Below are 21,962 nucleotides of genomic sequence, written 5' to 3'. Positions count from 1 at the left end.
TTTTAATGCTTGGTTTACATTTTTGAGATGATTAACTCTACTATCAATTATCAATCTTGGTTGCATTATGCAATTGCAATTTGCATTATAAAGTTGCATTTTGATAATTTGCGCGTGAATAAATCCAGCTTATATGAGATCTTGTGCCCAAAAATAAGCCTTTGCATTTTGGCATGATTAATGCATAATACTGCTCGACCCTTCTTAAGCCGAGGGTCACCTAGCCAACTGACGTTGTTAGTGAATACAATTTGTTCACACTAAATATAAGCCAATCGCGATTATTGCGGTTGGCTATTTTTTTATATGAACAACGTTACTTACGTGCTTTGCAAATTGCACTTCTCTTTCTGTCAGTCATAAAAAAGGGCTGACGTGTTACGCCAACCCTTGTGTTTTACTTTACGTTTTAACCCGTTTATCTAGCAGTTCAGTATCCCATTAACTGTAGCAAATTTTCAGCTGTCACAATGGCTTCTTTACGATTAGCAATATTAAGCTTTTGGTACAGGTTGCGAATGTGGGTTTTAATTGTCGTACCTGCCACATCCAGCTCTTGTGCGATTTGCTCGTTACTAAAGCCTGAATAAATCAGCCCCAGAACCTGCCATTCGCGTTGTGTTAATGGGCTAGTACGTACTAGCTCTGGCACATTAGGGTGATTCACCAACTTTTCAATAAAGTCTTCATCAAAGTGAATCGACCGGCTACGTTGATTCGATGAAATGTCCTTCATTAACTGTTGAGCACGGTGACGCTCAAGATCGCCCAGTTCATGGCGGAGGCTCAACTTCTCCAGCAGACCGCCAATGGTTGCACCATCAATCAGGAAGTTTCCGACCATGCCAGTTTGGTTCGTCATTACTAATGCTTCTTTTAACAGAGCCTTGGCTTGCTCCTCATCTTTTTGGCGAGCAGAAAGGACTGCTTCAACCACTAAGTTGCGATTAGTATCTGTGATTAGGTTAGTGCGACGAGCTTCACCTTGGAGAAAATCTAACGCAGCACGAGCGTCGGTATATTGGCCTAAGTTAATGTGGGCGCGAGCAATGTTACGCCATTGCAATTGAGAAAAGTGGTTGCATGCCGATTCAGGACGAACCGCAGTGTTGAGCCATTCTTGCATTGCATCGGTATTCCCGCGCGCTTGCCAAAATAGAATCAACGATAGTGAAGCGTTTGCAGTCCAATCTACGTGGTAAGTCGACTGTTTCATCAAGTGCTGTATATGCTCAATGAATTTACCAGCTTTGTCTAACTCACCGCGTCCAATCGCAATACGCGCCAACATCGAATAGCTATGTAAGTGCTTGCTTGGTGAATGGTTTTCGAGAATTTGCAGACCTTTGTACGCGCATTCTTCCGCTTCATCAAGTCGGTTCCAGCACCAAAGTACTTGCGCGCGAATACGCAGCAAAAATTCATGAAGAGGAACATGCTGAAGCTGCTGATCTTCAATCAGACGAAATGCGGAATCTTGTAGTTCAAAGGCAGCTTGCACGTAACCTTGTGCAATTAAAATCTCGCTTTGCTGCAATATTGCCCATAACGCTTGGTGATATACCTGATACTGACGAGCTAGCTTTTCAGTTTGTTGCATCATCGGCAAAGCACGGTCTAGTTTACCTAGCACGTGGTTAACTTCACCAACAACCGAAGTCGCCACAATTCGGCTACGGTAAATAGTGTTATCAAGTTGGCTAAGCGCTAGCTCCGCTAATTCGAGAGCTTTTTCTGGTTGGTTACTGTTGATAGCCACTTGAGCAAGCAACGCGTTTGCTTGACCTTGATAATGAATATCTAACGCAATGTTACGCTTTTTGTGTTCCTCTTCCGCTTCTTCAAGCAGGTGGCCCACTTGGTTATAACGATGCTGACTTTGAGCCAACCATGCTCGGAGCATCGTAAGTTTTGGGTGGCTGAACAACAGATCATCGTCCAACTTGTTAATTGAGCTTTCCAGTGTGCTGAGTTCGCCTTGGTTAAACATCTTCCAGCCGAATTCGTTTAGGATCTCTACCACTAAGTCCTTATCATTCGATTTTTGTGCATGATGAATCGCTTGGTGTGGTGCTTTTTGTTGTAACCAAGCGATAGCAGCATTGCGGTGGAGATCTTTTTCTTGCTGAGGAATACGAGCTTGGCGCTCATGAGATAAAAACTCGCCAAATAAGTTATGGAACCGGAACCAGTTCTGTTCCCCTTCGAGCGGGTAAATAAATAAGCCGTAACGGTTAAGCGATTCAATCATTCCCAGTGCGTCTTCGCGTTGGGTAAGGGCAAACACTAACTCATCATTGAAGTGGTCAAGCACGGATACTTGCATTAAAAAGTGACGAGTTTCGTGATCGAGTAAGTCAAACACTTCTTCGACCAAGTAATCCCACAAGTGCGCGTGATTGAACTGCGATACCGACTCTACAGTTTGTGCCAATGTGCGGTTTTGATGTTGGGCTTGTAATGCGATCAACTGCATCGCCGATGGCCAACCTTCAACATAGGTTCTTAGGTTGTTCGCCATGTCTTCATCAATACCATCGGCGATACGCTGGTTAAAGAAGCGAGTGGTTTCTTCGGTATCAAACGCCAACATCTCGTTGCCGATTTCGATCATTAAATCACGAACACGTAAGTTTGCAGTGCCCAGAGGCGGCGCTGCACGACTGGTTACCACAACGGTGAGGTTGTCTGGCATGTGCTTTAAGAAGAAACGCATGGATTCATGGATTTCATCATTCGTGATTAAATGGTAGTCATCAAGTACCACGTAGCACTCTTGATGAAAGTCAGCCATTTCAGCGAATACTTCGCTAAATAGGGAGCGTAAAGACGAGATCTGACGTTTTTCCGCCAGTTTTTGTGCGTTAGCGCAACTGAAGTTGGTGGCTTTGTTTAATGCTTGAAGCAGATAGTTTACAAAGCGAAAGCCGTCGTTATCGCTGTCATCAATGCTGTACCAACCGACGTTTGGCTTATCGGATAGCCACTGCGCTGCCATTGTTGTTTTTCCGTAACCTGCTGGGGATCGGAATAAAACCAATTTGTAGTAAGGCGCTTGCTGTAGTAAGTCCAACACTCGTGGGCGCACGATGGCATTGTGCAGGCGTCCTGGTCGAGTAAGCTTAGATGGAATCCACATTAGTAGTTATGTCCTTATTTATGTATACCCAAATGGCAGCAACGTGATCATTCTAGTAAAGCCCCCTTGAAAGCCGTCTTACTGAATGATGTCATCAGCATCAAAAACACTGTTTGAATGCCGGATAATGTCGCTACTGTTGGGGCTTGCGTCCGTCTGAAAAACCATTCCATACGGTCACTTAGATATAAAAGCTAGCGAAAACTAGAAATAACTCACATCGCCTAATTCTAGTTTGTATAAAAAGCGTACAATCCTGTGAGCTGAGTGGGATGTTACGACATCAGAAATGTTCGTTACTTTGATCCACTTCCTAATTCTCAAGGGTTGATGGATTTACCATCAACTACGCCCTTTATTTGTGATTGTCGTCACTTAAATATCGTTTGTTTCGTTAGCGTTAAGATCGCGTTGCACATAGATTACGAAAAGTTCTTCTACGCTGACCGAGTTAATGTGACCGATATTACAATTTTCACATCATCAGATGAGTGGACTATAAAAAGCGTCATGAACGGGTTTTAACCTTTCTCACATTCCATTGTGATCAAAATCACTAAGAACTGGTGCAAAGTTCACTTTGTTGAGATTTGGATCACTAACCTAGCAATGGTACCCCCTCTACGCCCTCAGCCCTCCTCCTTCAAAGGATGAGAATTAGGAGGATGTTTATTCACAGAGGTAAATGCACGATGTATGGCAGATGAATTACCAAAAGACGTGAGAATTTCGTAATGAAACCTACTCAACAAAAACAATTTGACAAGAAGTCGTTCCAAGAAAGCGTAAAGAAACACCTATCTGTAACTTACGCTCATACGATTGAAAACGCAGACAGCCGCGCATGGTACCTAGCAATGGGGCATGCTCTGGCTGAATTTACTACTCTAGATTTGCTTGCGACAGAAGAAGATCCACGCATTAAAAGTGCGAAGAGCGTTAACTACCTTTCGCTAGAATTCCTTATCGGTCGTTTGACTGGTAACAACCTAATCAGCATGGGTCTGTACGAACAAGTAACAGAAGCAATGGCTGAACTAGGTTACAACCTAACTGATCTGCTAGAAGAAGAGCGCGACCCATCATTGGGTAACGGTGGCCTTGGTCGTCTGGCTGCGTGTTTCATGGATTCATGTGCGGCACAAGAATTCCCAACTGTCGGCTATGGTTTACATTACGAATACGGTCTATTTAAACAGTCATTCAAAGATGGTCGCCAGCAAGAAGCACCTGACGCATGGCGCGGTGTAGAAGGCTACCCTTGGGAAATTGCGCGTCCAGAACTTGCGCAAGAGATCGGTTTCTACGGTCACGTTGAAGTGATTAACGAGAACGGTAAAGAGGTTCGCAAATGGGTACCAGGCATGACAGTAAGAGCAATGCCTTGGGATCTTCCAATTGTGGGTTACGAATCAGACACGGTTTACCCGCTACGTCTTTGGGAATGTCAGGCGATTGCACCATTCTCACTAGCAAGCTTTAACAATGGTGATTACTTCGAAGCTCAGCACGCACTGATCGACGCAGGTAACATCACTAAAGTGCTTTACCCGAACGACAACCACGAGAAAGGTAAAACACTGCGTCTGATGCAGCAGTACTTCCACTCAGCAGCGTCTGTACGTGACATCCTACGTCGCCACGAAGCAGCAGGCTACTCGCTAGCGGATCTACCTAAGCAAGAGACTATCCAGCTTAACGATACGCACCCAACGATTGCGATTCCTGAACTAATGCGCATCCTGATGGATGAAAAAGGTTTAACTTGGGAAGCGGCTTGGGAAATCAGCTCTAAGACATTTGCGTACACCAACCACACGCTACTTCCAGAAGCACTAGAGACATGGCCAGAGTCGCTAATCCAGCACCTGCTACCACGTCACATGGAGATCATTTACGAGATCAACCACCGCTTCCTACAAGACGTACGTGCAATGTGGCCGGGTGATGTCGCGAAACAACAGAAGCTTTCTATCATCGAAGAAGGTTTCCACCGCATGGTTCGCATGGCAAACCTATGTGTAATCGGCTCTTACGCAGTAAACGGTGTAGCAGCACTTCACTCTGAATTGGTTAAGAAAGACCTATTCCCAGAGTTCCACGAAATGTACCCGACACGTCTACACAACGTAACGAACGGTATTACGCCACGTCGCTGGTTGAAGTTCTGTAACCCAGGTCTGTCTCAGCTTATCACTGAGAAAGTCGGCCCAGAATGGCCAGCGAAACTAGAGCAACTTGAAGGTATTGCGAAGTACGCTACTGACGCGACATTCCAAAAAGAATTCATGGCAGTGAAGAAAGAGAACAAAGAACGCCTAGCAACTTGGGTGAAAGAGAACATGGGTATCGAGCTCGATACTAATGCAATCTTCGATGTTCAAATCAAGCGTCTGCACGAGTACAAACGTCAGCATCTAGACTTGCTACACGTACTGTCTCTGTACCACCGTATTCTTAATGAACCAGGTTTTGAGTGTACGCCACGCGTTGTGTTCTTCGCAGCAAAAGCAGCACCGGGTTACCACCTAGCGAAAGAAATCATCTTCGCAATCAACAAGATTGCAGACAAGGTGAACAACGATCCTCGCATCGGTAACAAGCTGAAAGTGGTATTCATCCCTGACTACCGCGTGAGCATGGCTGAAATCATTATCCCTGCGGCTGACGTTTCTCAACAAATCTCGCTAGCGGGTAAAGAAGCATCAGGTACAGGTAACATGAAGATGGCGCTAAACGGTGCGCTAACTATCGGTACAATGGATGGTGCAAACGTTGAGATTCGTGAGGAAGTAGGCGATGAGAACATCTATATCTTCGGTCTAGATGTTGAAGGTGTGAAAGCGCTGAAAGCTCAAGGTTATAACCCATTTGATTACTACAATGCGGATCACTTACTCAAAGCGTCCATGGACCTACTACTGGGTGAAGAATTCACTCCAGGTCAACCGGGCTTACTGCGTGCCACATACGACAGCCTACTAGACGGCGGTGACCCGTACTTATGTCTTGCGGACTTTGCATCTTACGTGAAAGCGCACGAAGACATGAGCGAACAATATAAAGATCAAGCTGGCTGGGCGAAGAAGGCCATTCTTAATACCGCCCTTGTTGGCAAGTTCACGTCAGACCGCTCAATCCGAGACTACGTGAACAATATCTGGAAACTTGAAGCGGTGAAACGCTAATAGAACCTAGTTAAGACCAAGGTAGCCAAGCGCTACCTTTGGTCATTTTCCAAAAGAAGTTATTGATAACAATAAAACCCTACATGGAAGGTGTTGGTATTACCTTCGGAGAAAGCGATGAAAGAACAAACAGCATTAAAGAAAGTCGCGGAAATGGCGAGATTGGCTGATAGCTATGTCAGTGCTTGGGGAGATGAGGCTAAAGTGTCTGAGGAGACGCTACGCCGCTTGCTCGCTTCGCTTGGCTACGATACTAGCAGTGATGAAAAACTACTGGCTTCTGCTGAAAAGAAACATAAAAAAGACGTACTAGCCCCTGTTCTTGTTTTACGCGACGGCGAACCAGTCGAAGTGGAACTAAACCTAGGTACGAGTGCTCGTGAGAGTGAATTCAGCTGGCGTTTAGAAACAGAACAAGGAGAGGTACTTGAAGGCTATCTTCAGTCCCAAATTGTTCGTGATGAGCGTGCTGAGGGTGGCCCTCTAGTGTTTGCATTGCCAAAGAACTTGGCTTGGGGTTATCACAAACTGATCATCAGTCGTAAGCGTCGTAAAACACCTTACGAGATGTCATTGATCATTACGCCGAAAGCGTGTTTCAAACAAGACGATCTAAACCAACACAAAAAGCTATGGGGTCCTAGTATCCAGCTTTACACACTGCGTACTCAGCATAACTGGGGCATCGGTGATTTTGGCGACCTAAAACAACTGGTGAGTGATATTGCCTCTCGTGGCGGTGACTTCATTGGCTTGAACCCTATTCACTCGCTGTTCCCTGCGAATCCAGAAGGGGCAAGCCCATACAGCCCGTCTTCTCGTCGTTGGTTGAACATCATGTACATCGACGTAAGCTCTGTACCTGAATTCGCGCTAAGTGCAGAAGCACAACAGCGTGTTGGTAGCGCAGAGTTCCAACAACGTTTACAAAAAGCGCGAGACTCTCATTGGGTGAATTACACCGAAGTTTCGCAACTAAAAATGAGCGTTCTTCCGCTGCTATTCAGTGAGTTTAAAGCTCGCCATTTAGACAAGAACACCGATCGCGCTCGTGCCTTCTTGGACTTTGTTGAAAAAGGCGGCGACAGCTTGCTACATCAAGCTGCATTCGATGCACTTCATGCTGATTTACATGCAGAAGATGCAAACATGTGGGGTTGGCCTGTATTCCCTGAGAAATACCGCACATTCGACGCAGCTGGTACTCAGAAGTACATTAAGGACAACCAAGATCGTGTTCACTTGTACATGTACCTGCAATGGATCGCAGACGATCAAATCAAAGAAGCGCAAGCGCTAGCCGAAGAAAAAGGCATGGCTGTGGGTTTATACCGTGACCTTGCGGTTGGTGTTGCTGATTCTGGTAGTGAAACATGGGCTGATGAAGGCGCGCTAGTATTGGATGCAAGCATCGGTGCACCACCAGATGTACTTGGTCCACTAGGCCAAAACTGGGGTCTGCCTCCGCTTAACCCTCAGGTTTTAGAAGCGACTGGCTACGACGCTTACATCAAATTGCTACGTGCTAACATGAAGCATTGTGGTGCATTGCGTATCGACCACGTACTTGGCCTGCTTCGCCTTTGGTGGATTCCAAAAGGCGAGAAAGCGACAGAAGGCGCATACCTGTACTACCCAGTTGAAGACATGCTAGCAATCCTAGCGTTGGAATCTCACCGTCATCAGTGTTCTGTAATCGGTGAAGACTTGGGTACTGTACCTGATGAAATCGTTGATATCCTTCGTGATGCGGGTGTGCATTCGTACAAAGTCTTCTTCTTCGAAACATCAAAAGACGACGGCGGTTTTATTTCTCCGAAGCACTACGCTGAGCAGTCTATGGCTGCGCTGTGTACGCACGATATGCCAACACTACGCGGTTTCTGGCACTGTGATGACTTGAAGATGGGGCGTGAGATTGGTCTGTACCCTGATGAGCAGCAGTTGGAAGGCCTATTCGCTGACCGCTTGAAGTGCAAACAAGGCATTCTAGACAGTGTTCGCTGGCATGGCTATCTGCCAGAAGGCATTGGTCATGATGCTCAGTACGTGCCAATGGATTCATACCTAAGCGAAGCGCTGCAACTGCACGTAGCCGCGGGTGACTCTGCACTGCTTAGCGTTCAGCTTGAAGACTGGCTAGAAATGGATCAACCTGTCAATATTCCTGGTACGGTGGATGAGTATCCAAACTGGCGTCGTAAATTGTCGATGAACCTAGATGAAATCTTCAGCCGTGAAGATGTGAATCGTATTTCTAAACGCCTTACTGAAGTTCGCGCACAGGCGAGTAAGTAAGATGCCTAGAGTGACGTAGATGGACGAGCTGATTACCAATTTTGTTAGCTCAGAGGTACGAAAGTTCCGTCTAGGTCACTCATTCCTAAAACACAATCCGTTAGGATGAAGTACCGTTATTATGCCCGCGACAATAGCGGGCATTTTTGTATTTTGACGCCGTTTACGCAACGAACGTGAGAAGCGGAGTCTTTTTGTGAGTTCACAACGTTGGCTGTGGAGAAACCGATGTTTGATTCAGATCTCTGGTCTTGAAAAGGATGTTGGCTCTAGGGAGAAAGATTTGAAAACCACCAAAACCAAGAAAATAAAGAAACAACACGAACGCGCATACGAACTGCTTGCTGAGGCGGCTTACTCAGATCCATTTGCGGCGCTGGGTCCTTTCATTGACGACGAAGCTTCGCTGAGAGTTTGGATGCCGGGCGCAAACAAGGTTGAACTGCTTGTTAATGGTGAACCTCGTGTGGCGCTTGAGCGTGATGGCGACAGCGGTTTCATCTTAAAAGAGCAACGCGATTTACACCTGACCCACTACCGTTTAGCGGTCGATTGGAATGGTGTTGAACAAATTATTGATGACCCGTACCAGTACCACAATATCTACCAAGAGTACGAGCATCTGCATACGCCAAAAGACATGTATCACTACATGGGCGCACACTTTGTCACGCTAGAACGTGGCGGTGAAAACATCTCTGGTGTGCGTTTCCTTGTTTATGCACCACATGCATCTGCTGTTAGCCTTGTGGGTTGCTTCAACCAATGGGATGGCCGTCGTCATCCAATGCAACGCCTAGACTACGGTATCTGGGGCCTATTCGTTCCTGGCTTAGAAGAAGGCGTTCAGTACAAATTTGAGCTCAAAGGGCCAAATGGGGAAGGGCTGCCACACAAACAAGACCCTTGGGGTTTCTACTCTGAGCAATACCCATCGTTCGCATCCATTACTTACGATCACAAGCGTTACCAATGGCAAGATGCGAAATGGCAAAATCGCGCAGTGACACAAAAGCGTGATGAAGCGTTATCGTTTTACGAGCTGCATGCTGGATCATGGAAGCGCGACGAGAAAGGTGATTTCCTGAACTACCGCGAACTCGCGGAGCAGTTGGTGCCATACCTTGTGGATATGGGCTACACCCACGTTGAGCTGATGCCTGTGTCTGAGCATCCATTCTATGGTTCATGGGGCTATCAACCTGTTGGCTTGTTTGCACCAACTAGCCGTTTTGGCTCACCTGATGATTTCAAATTCTTCGTGGATACGTGTCACCAAGCTGGTATCGGTGTAGTGCTGGATTGGGTTCCTGCGCACTTCCCATCGGATGATCATGGTTTAGCGAACTTTGATGGTACGCCTCTGTTCCATGATCCAGATCCTCGTCGCGGTTGGCACCAAGATTGGAACTCCTACATTTACGATTTAGGCCGTGAACATGTACGTCGCTTCCTTGTCTCGAATGCGCTGTACTGGTTTGAACAATTCCATATTGATGGCATTCGTGTCGATGCTGTTGCGTCGATGCTCTATCTCGATTATTCACGTAGCCACGATCAGTGGGTCCCGAACGTTGATGGTGGCAACGAAAACTACGACGCAATCGCAACCTTAAAATGGATGAACGAAGAAGTGTACAAGCACTTCCCGAATGCGATGACGATTGCGGAAGAGTCAACGGCGTTTCCGGGTGTGTCTGCGCCAACCTTTATGGGTGGTTTAGGCTTTGGCTTCAAGTGGAATATGGGGTGGATGCACGACAGTCTTTCATACATCAAAGAAGATCCTGTTCACCGCAAATACCACCACAATACCATCACATTTCCGCTAGTTTATGCGCACAGCGAGAACTACGTCTTGTCTCTCTCTCACGACGAGGTGGTGTACGGCAAAGGCTCTATTCACAACAAGATGCCGGGCGATGAATGGCAGCAAACCGCAAACCTAAGAGCATACTACGGTTATATGTATGGTCAACCGGGCAAAAAGCTGAACTTCATGGGCGCGGAAATCGGTCAAACGGCGGAGTGGAACCACGATGATCAGTTGCAATGGTTCTTGCTAGAATACGAGCGTCATCAAGGCGTTCAAAAGCTGATGCGAGATTTGAACCACTTGTACCGAAATGAAGCGGCGATGCACGATCAAGATTGTGTTCCTGCTGGTTTTGAGTGGCGTCTACAAGACGAAGCGGATGCGAGCATCCTAGCGCACGAGCGTATTAGTAAAGAAGGTGAGCGTATTCTCATCATCACCAACTTTACGCCCGTACCACACGAGCGCTTTCGTTTAGGCGTTCCAAATGCAGGTCAATACGAACTGCTACTGAATACAGACGACAGCAAATACGGCGGCAGCGATTTTAAAGTGCTGACCAGTGTGAAAACGGAAAAAGTTGAAAGTGAATCACTGCCTCAATCACTTGAGCTTCGTTTGCCTCCACTTTCAACTGTGTTCTACAAGCTGCACAAATAATTTAGTCTAATCAAATTCTAAGCCCGTTTTACATTGTAAATCGGGCTTTTTTTGACCAAGTTTTCACTAACGATAAACAGACTGCATACTCTATACTTGCATCATATTGTTTTGTTAAATCAGGCTAGGTCGGACTTTGAGAAAGATTAAATCCCTTCTGTTCAATATCTTATTGGTGCTTTTGCTTTTACCAGTGATGCTCGTTGGCATAGTGAAATACATCGATCCACCAATTTGGGGATGGAAGATCAGCCGCATGATTTCTCCTCCTGAAGGATTTCCTGAAGAGAGTCAAAATGAATGGGTGCCTTTGAGTGATATTTCTAAACACATTCAACTGGCCGTGATTGCGACAGAAGATCAAAAGTTCCCGACCCATTACGGAGTGGATTTTGATTCCTTGTTTAAAGTGATCTCAGAGTCTGGCGAGAACGGTCCCTCTCGCGGTGCGAGCACGATTACTCAGCAAACTGCAAAGAACGTGTTTCTGTTTCCTTCACACTCTTATGTGCGCAAAGCGTATGAGCTTTATTTTGCTCTGCTGATGGAAGCAATGTGGAGTAAAAAACGCATTCTTGAAGTGTATTTGAATGTGGTGGAGTTTGGTCCAGGTATTTATGGCGCGGAAGCCGCTGCGCAAAACTACTTTGGTATTCCTGCTAAACAACTTTCAACACGCCAAGCAGCAAGGCTTGCGGTGGTGCTGCCAAATCCGTATCGCATCAAAGTCTACCCTCAGACTTCTTACACCATCAGCCGCGTCAATTGGGCGATGAGACAAATGCGTAACCTTGGTAGCGTGCAGCTTTAAACTCTCTTTTACCCTGCTCATAAATAGAACTACGCCCCAATAAAAGCAAAATGTGAAGCGTCACAAGCTTTAGGGCGTAGCCTTTCAGAATGATGTGCTCAGTTTTTCATCCATTTACTATTAGTGTGAATAAAACTACAACACGAATACTGCGCCTATGCGCAACCAATGGACTGAACGATGAAACTGAATCTGATTACGACTACCTTATTGCTTGCATCGGCAAGTGCCATCGCCGAGCCAAACATCACCATCTCTACCACGACCAACAGCCGTGACTTTCCTTTAAGCGCAGAGCAGCCTTTGGTTGTGCCCTTAACCAAAGACGGATACACGCTCAAAATCACGGGCGTTGAAGGCGACTGTGTCGCGCCTGATAGCCAGAAGGTCAAATTCAACAAACCTATCGCGCTGAACTGTGGAAAGCCAACAGAACTGCCGTTAAAAATCCGCTTTACTGGCGATTACTCTTTTGCTTTTGATGCGGAAGCGAAAACACTGCGCTTCAAGCGAGAGCCTAAGAAAGCCGCCAAGACTGAATTCAAACGCCCAATCCCACAAGTGCAATGTGAGGTTTACCAAGGCGGCGAGGTCACCATTGCGCTGGGTGACAGTTTCCCCGATGGCACCAAGTTGCGTGATGCCTATTCTGGTCAAATGGTCGAAGTAAAAGATCAGCAAGTATCGCTGACACCAAGCAAAGATTCCGGCGGTTTAGTGCTGTTAGAGCCAGTGAAGAAAACCAAAGAAGCAGTGCCGTTTGATTACCGTAATGCCAACATTTACTTCGTGATGGTTGACCGTTTTAACAACGCCGATACCAGCAATGACAACAGCTATGGTCGCAAGAAAGACGGCAAAGAAGAGATCGGCACCTTCCACGGCGGTGATCTAAAAGGCGTGATCGAAAAGCTAGATTACATAAAGAGCCTAGGTACAGATGCAATTTGGTTGTCGCCAATCGTTGAGCAAGTACACGGTTTTGTGGGCGGCGGCGATAGCGGCTCATTCCCATTTTACGCTTACCACGGTTACTGGACGCGTGATTTCACCAAGATTGATGAGAACTTCGGTAACGAAGATGATCTGAAAAAGCTGGTGGAAGAGGCACACAAACGTGGCCTTAAAGTCTTGATGGACGCAGTAATCAACCACACCGGTTACTCAACGTTAGCCGATTTGCAATTTGACGGTATTGAGGTGTTAAAACCAAACGCTGATTTACCGAATAAGTGGGGTGACTGGCAACCAAAAGCGGGTGAAAATTGGCATAGCTATCACCAGAATATTGATTACCAGAGTCCAAACTGGTCGAAATGGTGGGGCGGTGACTGGGTAAGAACAGGTCTACCGGGATACCCAGCTCCGGGCAGCAGTGATATCACTATGTCATTGGCGGGTTTACCTGACTTTATCACCGAATCAGACAAAGCCGTGAAGCCCGCGCAGTGGCTATTGGATAACCCTGGTACTCGCGTAGAGGCGCGCGACAATTACACCGTCTCGGACTACCTAATTGAGTGGCAAACTGATTGGGTGAAACGCTTTGGCATTGATGGTTACCGTGTCGATACGGTGAAGCACGTTGAAGGCGATGTGTGGAAACGCTTGAAAGAAGAGGCTTCAAGCAGTCTTGAGCAGTGGCGCAAAGAGAATGGTAAGTCAGGTCAGCCATTCTGGATGATGGGTGAAGTATGGGGACATACCGCATATCGCAGTCCTTACTTTGACGATGGCTTTGATGCGTTGATTAACTTCGACATGCAGAAGAAGTTAGACAAAGGCGCGGCGTGTTTCAGCCAAATGGCAGACACCTACCAAAGTTACGCAGATACTATCGCCAATGAAAAAGACTTCAACCTAGTGAGCTACATGTCTTCTCACGATACCGAGCTGTTCTTCTCTCGCTTCAAAGATTACGGCATGCATCGTAACGCCGCGAATGCACTGCTTCTGAGCCCTGGTGCTGTTCAGGTTTACTATGGTGATGAAGTTGGTCGTAACATTGGTCCTTACGCGGACGATTTCCACCAAGGCACTCGTTCTGACATGGTATGGAAGCTATCTGATGAGAAGCAAGCGCTGCTCAAACACTGGCAAACTCTTGGTCAGTTCCGTAAAGCGCACCCAGCGATTGGTGCGGGTCAGCATCAAGTAATTGAACAAGAAGGCGCGTACGTGTTCTCTCGCTCGCTTGGCAATGACAAAGTCGTTGTGGCGTTTGTGGGTCGCGAAAAGTAGTTAGAACTTCGTTTTAAGCCTAGATAGAAAAAGCCCTTCCTTGAGTTATCAGGGAAGGGCTTTGTTGTTTTAGTTCGCCAGTTCTTGGTCGATGACTTGTTCTAGCTCGTCAAACGGCACATAGCCAGGAATGACTTGATCATTAATGATCAACGCAGGCGTGCCGCGTAAACCAAGTTGCGTGAAATACTGATAGTTTTTATCAAGCAACGCCTTGGTCTCTTTGTCGTCGACAAGCTGCGCTTCTGTCCCCGTTTTTTTCGCGATTTGATTTAAGGAACGTGCGTCATGTGCGCCCGGTTTTTTCACCAATAACTCATGCACTTGTTCGTACTTATCTCGCTGGTTTTGCCAAACATTTAATGCGTAACTTGCCGAGTTGTAGCCGTTTTTCTCGTATTGTTCTTTAAAAGAGACATTGAGGTTAAGCACTTTTACCTGCGGATATTCCTTACCAACTTTGACCAGCTCTCCTTCTAAACGTTTACAAAAAGGGCAGCTGTAGTCTGTTACGTTAATAATGGTTAACTCAGGGTTTTCAGCACCAAAAGAGGAATGTTTGCCATCACTTAGATATTGACGAACCTCCTTCAAGGTGTCGCCAAATGACTGTTGATACGCAATGTACTCTTGAAGGTTTTGGTGCAATGAATCAAGAATTTGAGGGTTATCTTTTAGTATCTGATTAACTTCCTCTAGCTTTTGTTCTGCGGTCTTTTCTGATGCGAAAGATACGGCAGATACGATAGCCATCGTTAACGCCAAAAGTGTACGAGTGAATGTCATAATATTTCCTAAAACTTTTAAATTTCGTTGTTTGTTATGTGAAGTGAATAAAATATGCACAAAAGTCAGGCAGAAAGGTCTCTCGCCTTGCTGGCTTTATTCTCTAAACACGCAAAGTTTTAGGTGAACCCGATACTTTTCCGGTATCGGTTCTGTGTATTCCAGATAACGAATTGCTGTGGTTGTCATCGGCAGCGCCACAATCAAAGCAAACAGAAAAAATGGAATAAGAATATGATCAAACTGATGTTGGTACGCTTGAACCAGCTTTTCTGAAAGGTCGCAAGATGGTGATAAATTCACACTCTCATCTTGCTGACTCTGTATTTGGTGAGCCTTCGGGCAGTTTTTCGAGAAACCAGAATTTTGGCTTAAGCATATCATCACCACCCAAAGCACGAGGGCGAGTGTCCATTTGGCTATTTTATATTGTGAGCGTAACAATGGGTCGTATAGTCCTGTTAATTCTGGTTTATGCCGTTTACATATGACCGGGCCATCCTAACCTAAATTTCGTGGCTGAATGTTACTTTCGAGTTAATCGATGTTGCCTCAATGCCAAAGTATGAAGTACGTCATGAATGTTGTAGAAAGCAATATTCGTCAGAATCATTTGTTGAGTTGATGAAGAAGTCGTGAGCTATCAACATAGATTAATATACCTAATTGTTAGCACAAATCTTTATTATCTTTCAATTGTGATTGGAATCATAAAATAAAACTTCATAACTGAGTCGCGATAATGTTCGGCAGACGGATTGATTTTGATCATCTCTCTAGCACATTATTCAGGTGAACATATGTGTTAAGGTCCACATGTGTAGGTAATGTTATGAAAATTCCTGTTCAAACTGAGCGTAAAGTTACACTGGGGTGCTACGTTGCTCTGGCGTTTGCGGTTGTGTTCTTTTCTGGTCTGATGCAATCCAACGAATGGTACGGTGTATTCGACTTTACAACGCTTAATGGCTCTTTCGGTAAAGTGGCTTACGGCGTAACGGAAGGTGCGGATGGCGAGGTACAAGCTGCGACCACATCTTTCCGTGGTACTGGCGGTAGCGGTGCTCGTGACGGTTTCATTTTCGCACTTACTTTGATTCCAACCGTTATGTTCGCATTAGGTATGATCAACGTACTTGAGCACTACGGTGCACTTGAAGCAGCTCGTAAGCTTCTTACTCCTCTTCTACGTCCTCTAATGGGCATCCCTGGTAACTCTGGTCTGGCTTTAATTGCTTCTCTACAAAGTACCGATGCAGGTGCGGCAATGACGCGTCAGCTAAAAGATGAAGGTCACCTAACTAAGCGTGAAACGGACGTATTTACCATGTTCCAGTTCACTGCAGGTGCAACCATCGTGAACTTCTTCTCATCGGGTGCTGTGCTGTTCACACTGACGATGGCTGACGGCTCTCTAGCAGTAACGTCTTCTATTGGTTTAGCAGTTGTGGTGATGTTCGCATTTAAGATCATCGGCGCGAACCTGTTCCGTATCTACCTGAACATGACGGAAGGTAAAGAAGACAAGCAAGACCAAAACAAATCAGAGAACCTAAAAGAGGAGACGGCATAATGGGTGACGTTAAAGCGAAAAAACCAATGGTGACGGATATCTTCGTCGAGGGTGCTAAGAAAGGCTGGGTAATTGCGACTACCTCTACGGTGCCTAACGTATTGATGGCGTTCGTTATCATCAAAGCGCTTCAAATCACTGGCGCGTTGGATCTGATGGGCACGGTGTTTTCTCCAATCATGGCAGTGTTTGGTCTTCCGGGTGAAGCAGCAGCGGTATTGATCGGTGCTTGGATGTCGATGGGCGGTGCGGTTGGCGTAGTGATTACGCTGTTTGACCAAGGTATCCTGAACGGTACGCACATTGCGATTCTTGCGCCTGCTATCTACCTAATGGGCTCTCAAGTTCAGTACATGGGTCGTATCATGGGTCCAATTGGTACTGAAGGTCGTTACATCCCAGTTATGATTGCAATCTCAGTATTGAACGCGTTTGGCGCAATGCTGGTGATGAATCTGTTTGTCTAGGAGTGAGTCATGCAATTCTCTCTAAATGAATATCTAGAAGAGCTACGTCCGCTGATTAATGTGGATTGTGGCACTTACACGACTGATGGTATCGAGTTTATCGCTTCTCAATTTGAAGAGAAGTACCAAGCGATGTCAGGTTGGAGCGTAAAACGCATCGACTGTGGCAGAGCGGGCATCGGTCTTGAAGTTCGAAACAAGCCGGAAGCTGAGCAAATCGACGTAATGCTGATTGGTCACATGGATACCGTGTTCCCTGTGGGTACTGCTGAGCTTCGTCCAATGTCTCAAGATGCAGAGAAAGCCTACGGTCCGGGCGTCTCGGACATGAAATCTGGCTTGCTGAACATCGTATACGCGATGCGCAATCTAGACCAAGCGGTGTTGGATAAGTTGTCTATCGCTATCTGCATGAACCCAGATGAAGAGACGGGCTCTCTGGACTCTGTGGATTGGATTCAATCAGTTGCGAAAAACGCTAAGAATGTGCTGGTTGCAGAAGCAGCACGTGCAGACGGTGGTTTAGTGAAAGCGCGCAAAGGCATGGCTCGCTACAAAATGACCTTTAATGGCGTTGCTGCTCACGCAGGTAACGAGCCAGAAAACGGCCGCAGCGCAATCACTGAGATGGCGAATTGGATTCTGGCTGTCAATGCAATGACCAACTTTGAATCTGGTACCACATTGAACGTCGGCATTGTTTCTGGCGGCAACGGTGCGAACATCGTCCCTGAGCACGCGGAAGCGATCGTGGATGTGCGTTTCTGGAGCAACGAAGAATACGATGATGTCGATAGCAAGCTAAATGGCATGCTGGAAACACCATTCGTTGGTGGCGTGAGAATTGAGTTGGTTCGTGAAGCTTATAAGCCTTCTATGGTGCCAAGCCCACAAACAGAAAGCCTGATGATGCTAGTTGAAGAAGCCGCAAGTGAACTGGCGATCGAAATCAACTGGAAAGAAGTAGGTGGTGGCTCTGATGCAAACAACACGGCGATTCTTGGTGTTCCAACTTTGGATGGTCTAGGACCTATCGGTGCGGGCTTCCACAGCGATCAAGAGTACTTGTTGCTTGAGTCTATTGAACCACGTATCAAAATGTTGATACGTGTACTGGAGAAGATTGTTCAATAAGGCATTCTGCTTCTAAAGCTTGGCTCCCAAAGCTTTTGGTTTCAAAACTTTTGTTTTCCAAGACTTTTTGTTTCCAAGGCAATAATCCCCGGACTTCGGTTTGGGGATTTTTCTATCTGTGTTTCACTTTACTATCATTTCTTGTTATTAATCTTGCGTTCAGGTTCGATTTATTAATATGTTGGACATAGTCATAAATTTCGGAGGCAACGATGACCACAACAATGTCTGTAAAATCGGCGCCGAAAGACGCCAAAGATCAAACGATGCAAGCGCCAGATGAGAAAACATTCTGGCGAAAAATGAAAGGGTCGGTTAAGAAAGCGGGTGAAGAAATTGCCGTAATGGGCATAAAATCATGGCTCGCGATGGCAGATTCCAACACCTCTGTTCGCCACAAGGCTATTTTAGGTGGCGCGCTGGCTTACTTCGTCCTACCAACAGATATGGTGCCAGACGTACTAGCTGGCGTCGGTTTTACCGATGATATGGCGGCACTTACCTTAGCCGCGAACTCAGTCGGTAATGCCATCACTAAAGAACACGAAGCACAAGCTAGAGAAAAACTGAATTCGATGGTGGAGTAGGTATGGCCCATCAAACATGTTCTATGTTTGGTTTAGCGCAAACAAGAAATTGTTATTTTTAACATTTACTCAAAGCACACGAGCTCGTCACAATACGTTTTTCCGTAGTAGATTTGCTCGATTTGAAAGGGTACTTTCAGATTCAAGTTTTTATCTAAGAGAAACCTTTCATGTACAGGTATACGCCAGATATTATTGGTATGCTAACTTTGAACGGAAAACCGTTGTCATCTCAATTAGTGGTCCTCCGAGTCGGTGTGCGTGGAACCATTCATGAGTTTCAAACTATTACTGATGCTAACGGATCGTTTGCCTTCCCTGTATTTGAAGAGCATGAGTCTCAAGACTTATTGAACTTAGATCAGAAATACGTGCTCGTTTTCCTGAAGACTCATCTAGCAAATGGAGAAGAGGTGACGATATGGGAGTCTTCAATTGATGGTTATGAGACTTATGAGTTTGCTAGAGAAAATATGGGAAATTTGAATTGTGAAGTAACCAATGAAGTTTACTACTTCGCTTTTTCTTATTTTGGAAATGGTGAAGATGATACTTATGTGTACAGTCAGTGCAAACTAACTGGTTATGTAGAATCAGGAGTATACGAAAGTTAAGTAGTGAATTACTTTAGAGAAATATTCTGCGAATTAGCACTTTGATTGATATGTTTAAACTTGATTGAGGCGTGCAGGTATAGCTTTTTCTTTTAAAGAACTTTGAGTTTAATAATCATCACAATCATAAACTCTATGAAAAATGTCTTTTATATAAAAATCCATTTAAATTGCAGTTGCTAATAACCATTAGATCTCCAGCATTTTCTAGATTGATATTCTTGAAAAAGTATCGAAACTCGGTATCTTCAAGCTCACAGTAAAGATTACTTAAGTTGTCCTCTATAAATATAGGTGGTGAAACGTAGTTTAACTGAGACTCCCAAATATATTTCTTTTCTTCATTTATATAGGTATATATTCCGATATATGAATATGTTTGATTCAAAGCTGATTCTTTGAACCTTTGAGCATGTATGACTGGTTTAAAGTGAAATTCACCTAACTCATTAGTACTTGAACTCCTTTTGTAATTATTTTTTAAAAAATTAGCTTCTAAGTAAACCGTTACATTTTCTAGAGGTCTTTGATCAAGAACTAAAGTACCTTTTACCTCTGGGCTTAATGTATATTTAAATTTCTTAAAAAAATCGAACATACTTTCGTTGAAACCTAATGCAAGTATTGGAAATGAGAAAATGAATAAAAAAGACTATTTTTAAACATGAAATTATGATGTATGTATCTTAGTACCAACTTAATTATCAGACTACTATCTATCGCGATTTGGTTTTGAACTTTAATTTGATAATGGAATTTGTATCTCTATATGATGAAAATGTTCCTTATATCATTTTCAAAGTGATAAACATAGGCGAGTTATCTTAACCCTCTAGATGAACTAATATAGAATCTAACTACTTACCGATTAGTAATTGAAACAACCTCGGGGGACGAGAAATTTATCTAAACCTTTTTGACTTCGGGTTAATTGGAAATAAAAAACCACCTTAGAGTAAGGTGGTTTTTGCTTAGACAGGATAATTTAACTTGGAAGGGTTTAAGCTTCCGCGCGTTTCAGGTGCACTTCTTCTTCGGCTACGCCTGCCATTGGGTCGTTGAAGCGAGCTTCATCCAATGCACCTTCTGATTTCGCAACGATGACGGTTACAGCACTGTCACCAGTGATATTTACCGCGGTACGAATCATATCAAGAAGACGGTCAACACCCATGATGAGCGCGATACCTTCAAGCGGCAGACCAACTTGGTTCAATACCATAGCAAGCATGACAAGACCCACACCAGGAACACCTGCGGTACCGATAGACGCCAGAGTTGCCGTCATGATAACCATTAGGTAATCGCCCATAGTTAAATCAATATTGAAAGCTTGAGCAATAAACGCAGTTGCTACGCCCTGCATGATCGCCGTACCGTCCATGTTTACGGTTGCACCAAGTGGTACTGTGAACGATGATACACGGTTCTCAACACCCATGCGGTGCTTTGCTGTTTCCATTGTCACTGGAATCGTCGCGTTCGATGATGCTGTAGAAAAAGCAAACATGATCGCGTCTTCCATCTTACGTAGGAACGTAATTGGGTTTAGACCTGTGAAACCTTTTAACATTAAGCTGTAAGTAACTAGACCGTGTAGGACAAGCGTACCAGCCAGTACTAAGAAGTACTCTGCCAGATTGACGATCGCGCCCAGACCAAGACCAGTAAATAGCTTCGCCATTAAGAAGAACACCCCATAAGGCGCCAAGTTCATCAAAATCGCGACCAGTTTCATGATCACTTCATTCAGATCAGCGAAGAACGCTGCAATACGTTCACCAGGTTTGCCTGCTGCGCTGATCGCGATACCAAATAGTACCGCGAACACAATAACTTGCAGGGTTTTACCTTCAGCCATCGCACTGATAGGGTTGGTTGGGAACATATCGATGATCACCTGACCCAAAGATGGTGCTTCTGCTGATTTGAATGAACTTGCTGCGGTTAGGTCAGCGCCAGCACCTGGCTGGAACAGAGTACCCATAGTTAGAGCAAGCGTAATCGCGATAGCCGTTGTTGTAACGTAGAAAGCGAGGGTTTTACCACCCATGCGACCCAGTGTAGAAAGGTCTTTGAGGGAGCTAGTACCACAAACTAGTGAAACAAACACTAGAGGGACTACGAGCATTTTTAAGCTGGCGACGAAGATCTGTCCACCAACTTCAAATAATCCATTAACAATGTATGCGTCGACAAATCCGTTGCCGGCAAAAAGTGTGCGAATTGCAAATCCTGTCAAGATACCCGCTACCATACCCAAAATTACGCGGCTGGTTAGCGACATCGGTTTCTTGGTATTCATGAGAACACTCCTTATAGTTATGCACCTTGAGTTCACTTCAAAGCGGCGAGCAGAGTAGCAGTGGAGTGAGAAAATACGAAAGAATAATCCTCTAAATGGTTAATAGATGTGAACTTTATCACTAATAAAAATAGAGTTTTAACCAAATCTTAACTATTTGACTGGTCGAAAAGTTTGTATTTTAACACTTTTATCGAACATACAACCGATAAGAAGGAGTGTTTACATTTATTTTTGGTAGTAAATGGAGTGCATATTACCTTTAAGGAGTGTTGCTCTTGCATAACTATCTAGATTTTATTCAGGCTAGAAGCCGTCTCTTTTTGACTGTTTTTGTATTGGG

General features: G+C 45.1%; 15 protein-coding genes. 10 read left to right on the top strand and 5 right to left on the bottom strand.

Going from position 1 to position 21,962, the window contains the following annotated elements; translation table 11 throughout:
• Positions 1–430: 430 nt before the first annotated feature.
• Positions 431–3,139, bottom strand: a complete 2,709-nt coding sequence (gene malT, locus R7E38_RS00950) for an HTH-type transcriptional regulator MalT (protein ID WP_226082748.1) — start codon at positions 3,137–3,139, stop codon at positions 431–433.
• Positions 3,140–3,873: 734 nt separating this feature from the next.
• Between malT and R7E38_RS00945 the strand changes: the two genes are divergently transcribed.
• From R7E38_RS00945 to R7E38_RS00925, 5 genes are all read left to right on the top strand, one after another.
• Entirely contained in the window at positions 3,874–6,327 is a 2,454-nt protein-coding gene (locus R7E38_RS00945) for a glycogen/starch/alpha-glucan phosphorylase (RefSeq protein WP_053307964.1), read from the top strand.
• Between the two features lie 117 nt (positions 6,328–6,444).
• Positions 6,445–8,625: a 4-alpha-glucanotransferase gene (gene malQ / locus R7E38_RS00940; RefSeq protein WP_005374838.1), complete on the top strand. Its 2,181-nt coding sequence runs from the start codon at positions 6,445–6,447 to the stop codon at positions 8,623–8,625.
• 283 nt (positions 8,626–8,908) lie between these two features.
• Entirely contained in the window at positions 8,909–11,101 is a 2,193-nt protein-coding gene (gene glgB / locus R7E38_RS00935) for a 1,4-alpha-glucan branching protein GlgB (protein ID WP_226082749.1), read from the top strand.
• Positions 11,102–11,237: 136 nt separating this feature from the next.
• Positions 11,238–11,912, top strand: coding sequence for a monofunctional biosynthetic peptidoglycan transglycosylase (mtgA, locus tag R7E38_RS00930; protein WP_054865800.1), 675 nt, complete (start codon positions 11,238–11,240; stop codon positions 11,910–11,912).
• Between the two features lie 180 nt (positions 11,913–12,092).
• Positions 12,093–14,153 carry an alpha-amylase gene (locus R7E38_RS00925; RefSeq protein ID WP_226082750.1) on the top strand — a complete coding sequence of 687 codons (2,061 nt, stop codon included), beginning with the start codon at positions 12,093–12,095 and terminating at the stop codon, positions 14,151–14,153.
• A gap of 69 nt (positions 14,154–14,222) precedes the next feature.
• On the opposite strand, the gene R7E38_RS00920 is transcribed toward R7E38_RS00925, so the two are convergent.
• Entirely contained in the window at positions 14,223–14,939 is a 717-nt protein-coding gene (locus R7E38_RS00920) for a DsbA family protein (RefSeq protein WP_053349997.1), read from the bottom strand.
• Between the two features lie 96 nt (positions 14,940–15,035).
• The gene (locus tag R7E38_RS00915) at positions 15,036–15,242 is read right to left on the bottom strand and encodes a hypothetical protein (RefSeq protein ID WP_005374843.1); all 207 of its coding nucleotides are present in this window, start codon (positions 15,240–15,242) and stop codon (positions 15,036–15,038) included.
• Between the two features lie 529 nt (positions 15,243–15,771).
• Here R7E38_RS00915 and R7E38_RS00910 point away from each other — a divergent pair.
• The 5 genes from R7E38_RS00910 (at position 15,772) to R7E38_RS00890 (ending at position 19,314) form a co-directional block, all read left to right on the top strand.
• Positions 15,772–16,512: a nucleoside recognition domain-containing protein gene (locus R7E38_RS00910; protein ID WP_213891063.1), complete on the top strand. Its 741-nt coding sequence runs from the start codon at positions 15,772–15,774 to the stop codon at positions 16,510–16,512.
• Positions 16,512–16,979, top strand: a complete 468-nt coding sequence (locus R7E38_RS00905) for a YjiG family protein (RefSeq protein WP_005374849.1) — start codon at positions 16,512–16,514, stop codon at positions 16,977–16,979. Before R7E38_RS00910 ends, R7E38_RS00905 begins: the two co-directional genes overlap by 1 nt.
• 9 nt (positions 16,980–16,988) lie before the next feature.
• Positions 16,989–18,113: a M20 family metallopeptidase gene (locus R7E38_RS00900; RefSeq protein WP_025768633.1), complete on the top strand. Its 1,125-nt coding sequence runs from the start codon at positions 16,989–16,991 to the stop codon at positions 18,111–18,113.
• Between the two features lie 212 nt (positions 18,114–18,325).
• Entirely contained in the window at positions 18,326–18,700 is a 375-nt protein-coding gene (locus R7E38_RS00895; protein ID WP_054700617.1) for a YkvA family protein, read from the top strand.
• Between the two features lie 170 nt (positions 18,701–18,870).
• Positions 18,871–19,314, top strand: coding sequence for a DUF6795 domain-containing protein (locus R7E38_RS00890; protein ID WP_104980194.1), 444 nt, complete (start codon positions 18,871–18,873; stop codon positions 19,312–19,314).
• Between the two features lie 133 nt (positions 19,315–19,447).
• Here R7E38_RS00890 and R7E38_RS00885 read toward each other — a convergent pair whose 3' ends face one another.
• Both R7E38_RS00885 and R7E38_RS00880 read right to left on the bottom strand, forming a co-directional pair.
• Positions 19,448–19,912 carry a DUF6795 domain-containing protein gene (locus R7E38_RS00885; RefSeq protein ID WP_225491615.1) on the bottom strand — a complete coding sequence of 155 codons (465 nt, stop codon included), beginning with the start codon at positions 19,910–19,912 and terminating at the stop codon, positions 19,448–19,450.
• Between the two features lie 402 nt (positions 19,913–20,314).
• The gene (locus R7E38_RS00880) at positions 20,315–21,619 is read right to left on the bottom strand and encodes a dicarboxylate/amino acid:cation symporter (RefSeq protein ID WP_104980193.1); all 1,305 of its coding nucleotides are present in this window, start codon (positions 21,617–21,619) and stop codon (positions 20,315–20,317) included.
• Positions 21,620–21,962 lie beyond the last annotated feature (343 nt).

Source organism: Vibrio sp. Vb2131 (assembly GCF_033338535.1).
Taxonomy (GTDB): Bacteria; Pseudomonadota; Gammaproteobacteria; order Enterobacterales; family Vibrionaceae; genus Vibrio; species Vibrio alginolyticus.
The sequence above is the reverse complement of the archived record's forward strand: the minus strand, read 5'-3'. Positions and strand labels throughout refer to the sequence as shown.

Bases quoted from the DNA above. Each gene is read 5' to 3' on its own strand.
- malT (WP_226082748.1), bottom strand. From the start codon at position 3,139: ATGTGGATTCCATCTAAGCTTACTCGACCAGGACGCCTGCACAATGCC.
- R7E38_RS00945 (WP_053307964.1), top strand. From the start codon at position 3,874: ATGAAACCTACTCAACAAAAACAATTTGACAAGAAGTCGTTCCAAGAA.
- malQ (WP_005374838.1), top strand. From the start codon at position 6,445: ATGAAAGAACAAACAGCATTAAAGAAAGTCGCGGAAATGGCGAGATTG.
- R7E38_RS00925 (WP_226082750.1), top strand. From the start codon at position 12,093: ATGAAACTGAATCTGATTACGACTACCTTATTGCTTGCATCGGCAAGT.
- R7E38_RS00920 (WP_053349997.1), bottom strand. From the start codon at position 14,939: ATGACATTCACTCGTACACTTTTGGCGTTAACGATGGCTATCGTATCT.
- R7E38_RS00910 (WP_213891063.1), top strand. From the start codon at position 15,772: ATGAAAATTCCTGTTCAAACTGAGCGTAAAGTTACACTGGGGTGCTAC.
- R7E38_RS00905 (WP_005374849.1), top strand. From the start codon at position 16,512: ATGGGTGACGTTAAAGCGAAAAAACCAATGGTGACGGATATCTTCGTC.
- R7E38_RS00900 (WP_025768633.1), top strand. From the start codon at position 16,989: ATGCAATTCTCTCTAAATGAATATCTAGAAGAGCTACGTCCGCTGATT.
- R7E38_RS00895 (WP_054700617.1), top strand. From the start codon at position 18,326: ATGACCACAACAATGTCTGTAAAATCGGCGCCGAAAGACGCCAAAGAT.
- R7E38_RS00890 (WP_104980194.1), top strand. From the start codon at position 18,871: ATGTACAGGTATACGCCAGATATTATTGGTATGCTAACTTTGAACGGA.
- R7E38_RS00885 (WP_225491615.1), bottom strand. From the start codon at position 19,912: ATGTTCGATTTTTTTAAGAAATTTAAATATACATTAAGCCCAGAGGTA.
- R7E38_RS00880 (WP_104980193.1), bottom strand. From the start codon at position 21,619: ATGAATACCAAGAAACCGATGTCGCTAACCAGCCGCGTAATTTTGGGT.